The following is a 3,268-nucleotide window of genomic DNA, read 5'->3' as shown; positions in this document are numbered from 1 at the left end:
CGACGAGGCCGACGAACAGCAGCTTCAGCACGCTCAGCCCGGCGACGGTCGCCGTCTCGTCGACCCACTGGAGCAGCAGCACCCACGACGTGAGGAAGGTGAGCACCGCGACGGCGAGGATCCCGGTCGACACGAGGTCGCCGACCGGCGAGTCAGCGCCGGCGAGCCGGGTCCGTTCGACGTTGCTCATCGCTCACCTCCGAGCTTCTGGTGCATCCGCCACTCGACGTACTGCGAGGTGACGCTCAACAGCATCACCATCACGAACAGGACGACGCCGGCCGCGAACAGCGCGCTCATGTGGATGCCGCTGGCGTTGCCGCCCTCGAACGCGATGACCGTGGTGAGCGTCTCGCCGTAGCGCGAGAACACGTCGAACACGGGCGAGGGGAACCCCTTCGTGTGGGTGAGCATCACCGTCGCGGCCATCGTCTCGCCCATCGCCCGGCCGACGCCGAGCAGGACGCCCGCGGAGACGCCCGACAGCCCGGCGGGGATGGTGACGCTCTTGGTGGTCTGCCAGCTCGTCGATCCCATCGCGAGCGCGCCGCTTTTGATCGACTCGGGGACGGCGTTGAGCGCGTCCTCGGCGACGGTGACCACCGTCGGCAGCGCCATGATGCCGATCATCAGCCCGGCCGCGAAGTACGTCCCGATGGTCGGGGTGCCGAACTCGGCGTAGAAGTACTGGTTCACGATCGTGAGGCCGATGAACCCGTACGTGATCGAGGGGATCCCGGCCATCAGTTCGATGCCGGGTTTGACGACCTCGCGGACGCGCCCGGGGGCGATCTCGCTGACGAATACCGCGCCGGCGACGCCGATCGGCGCCGCGATCAGCGTCGCGACGACGGTCGTGATCGCGGTGCCGAGCATCATCGGCGTGAGCGACCAGACGCCGCCGCGGCCCCACAGCCCCTGCCCGAGGGTGGGGGTCTCCATCGCGGGGTTGCGGACCCGCGTGAACAGGTCCACCCCCATCGCGCGGACCGCGGGGATCGACTCGTAGAGCAGGAACGCGACGATCAGCGTCAGGATCGAGACCGTCGCGACGGTCGTGAGGAACGTCAGGGCCTTGGCGGCCTCCGCCTGATAGCGGAGCCAGCCGACGCTCATCGTCCCGAGGAACGTCAGCACCGGGAGCACGGTCCACCGCGAGCCGGCGAGGAACAGCAGGAACGTCGTGAGCACCGACGCGGCGACGAGGCCGTGCATCGCGATGGCGCCGTCGTCGGTCCGGGATCGGTAGTCGCGTGCCCGCTGTCTCGTGCGTTCGGTGTGTCGGGCGACGGCCCCGCGGAGCCGCGTCGGTACCTCTCGTGGCGGCGGGAGTAGCTGCGTCATGGATGCATCAGTGATAAATCGGGAGGGCCGATCGCGCGGGGCGGGGCGTTACTCGTAGTTCGACGCCGCGACTTTCTCCCGTTGGGTTTCGAGCCGGTCGTCGGGGAGCTGGAAGTAGTTGTTCGCGGCGACGAAGTTCTCCTGCCCGAAGTCGCTCAGCACGAAGTTCAGGAAGGCGGCCTCCTTCCGGGACGTTCCCTCCCACGTGTAGGCGTGGAGGTCACGCGACAGCGGGTAGTCCTGGGAGCCGAGGTTCTCGCCGTACTCGTACAGGGTGCCGTCGATCTCGAGGCCGATCGGCGGCGTCGCGCCGTCCGGCTCGACGAACGCCAGCGCGATGTAGGCGATGGCGTTGTCGGCCTGCCCGATGGCCTGCTGGAGCTGCTGGTTCTGCCCGAAGCGCTGGTCGGGGCTGATCGGCGCGTTGGGATCACCGTACACGTTGTTCCGGAACGCGGTGTCGGTCCCGGATCCCTCCGCGCGGCCGAGGGCGAGGATCTCCCGGTCGGGGCCGCCGACCTCGTTCCAGTTAGTGATCTCCTGCCGGTAGATCGCGCGGAGCTCCTCGATGGTGATGCTCTCGACACCGGCGTCGGCGATCTCGCGGCTGACGACGATCGGCTGGCCGTCGACGCCGACGACGTGGTCGGTGAAGTTGTTCAGCGTCTCCTCGGAGGGGTCGCTGCCCGCGAGCTCGGCTGCGGCCGGCGCGCTGGAGTCGCCGATGTCGACGCGACCCTCCATCACGCCCTCGATCCCCGTGCCGGAGTGGCTCAGCGCGATACTGACCCGGAACGGCGGCACCGAGCGCTGCTCGGTCGCCTCGTAGCCGTAGTCGCTCGCGAAGTAGTCCGCCAGCCGCATGTCGGTGCCGTACTCGTCGGCCCACTCCTGGGGCCAGTAGTCCTCGTCGCCGGCCTCGGGGTTTGAGTTCCAGTAGCTCGACGCGGTGCTCGTGATCGGGAACACCGTCGAGGAACCGTCGCCCGTCAGAACGGAGGTGTCCAGCCCGTTCGAACTCCCCGAGCCTGAGCCGCCGGAGCCGCCGGCCTCGGTGTCGGTTCCGCTACCGCCCGAACAACCGGCGACGCCGGCCACGCCCGCGACGCCGGTCGCCGCGATGAATTTCCGCCGCGATACTCGTCCTGCCTCCGGGTCGGGTGCCATCACCTGAGTCGGGTGGGGGGATTAGTAAAGCAGTTTATAATAGGAGTATTTGATGGTACAATAACCCTACAGCGGTCCGTTTACCCTCCGTGTGGTACGGTCCCATGCTGGAGGCTATATACTCCTCCGTACTCCTCTAAGAGCGCCTCGGGAGCCGCGCGGTCCCGGCGCCCCACCGGCGCTACTGGGAGAGCGAGAACGACCGCTCGACCGTCTCGTACCCCTGTGCCGCCAGCGCGTCGTCGCGATACCGCCGCGCGACGAGGTGCTGGGGGAGCCGCCGGAGGCCGAACTTCCGGTCGGACTGCACCTCGACGGTGATCCCGGTGCCCCCCTCGACAGGCTCGATCCACGCGGTGTACGTGCCCCACGGCTGCCCGTCGACCGTCACTCTCAGTTCCACGCGGTCCGGCTCGGTCACGTTCTCGACGACCTCGCTATCGACCTGCATCTCGACGCTCCGGAGGCCGAACAGGTAGGAGAGGTCGTACGCGGCGCCGCCGTCGTCGGCCCGAACGTCGTCGGCGACCCCCCACTGCAGCGCCAGCGGCGGCGGCGTCGGCCCCGCGAACGCGTCGCGGACTCCCTCGGGATCGTCGTCGGTTCGCAGGCGGGCACGACCGCCCGAGCGGAACACGGGCGCCCGCGCCAGCGCGACGAGGGCGACGATGGGGACCAGCGCCCACAGCGGCGGAAGATAGAGGAACGCCGCCGCGCCGGCGATCCCGATCCCGAGCGCGACGGCGCCGCTGACCAG

General features: G+C 69.2%; 3 protein-coding genes and 1 pseudogene. All 4 read right to left on the bottom strand.

Translation table 11 applies throughout. From position 1 onward, the window contains the following. A pseudogene (locus tag ACFR9S_RS13375) lies at positions 1-190 on the bottom strand (phosphate ABC transporter permease PstA); the annotation flags it as partial. Then, complete coding sequence (gene pstC, locus ACFR9S_RS13370; protein WP_379732265.1) at positions 187-1,344, bottom strand: phosphate ABC transporter permease subunit PstC; 1,158 nt, start codon at positions 1,342-1,344, stop codon at positions 187-189. The gene pstC and the pseudogene ACFR9S_RS13375, both read right to left, overlap by 4 nt. A 48-nt stretch (positions 1,345-1,392) precedes the next feature. After that, positions 1,393-2,511 carry a PstS family phosphate ABC transporter substrate-binding protein gene (locus ACFR9S_RS13365; RefSeq protein WP_379732264.1) on the bottom strand — a complete coding sequence of 373 codons (1,119 nt, stop codon included), beginning with the start codon at positions 2,509-2,511 and terminating at the stop codon, positions 1,393-1,395. A 181-nt stretch (positions 2,512-2,692) separates the two neighbouring features. After that, positions 2,693-3,268, bottom strand: a 576-nt coding sequence (locus tag ACFR9S_RS13360; RefSeq protein WP_379818869.1) for a hypothetical protein, incomplete at its 5' end; no start/stop codon positions are given.

It is taken from the genome of Halolamina salina (assembly GCF_042678005.1).
GTDB classification, from domain to species: domain Archaea; phylum Halobacteriota; class Halobacteria; order Halobacteriales; family Haloferacaceae; genus Halolamina; species Halolamina salina.
The sequence above is the reverse complement of the archived record's forward strand: the minus strand, read 5'-3'. Positions and strand labels throughout refer to the sequence as shown.

Coding starts and splice junctions, on each gene's coding strand:
- pstC (WP_379732265.1), bottom strand. CDS start 1,344: ATGACGCAGCTACTCCCGCCGCCACGAGAGGTACCGACGCGGCTCCGC.
- ACFR9S_RS13365 (WP_379732264.1), bottom strand. CDS start 2,511: ATGGCACCCGACCCGGAGGCAGGACGAGTATCGCGGCGGAAATTCATC.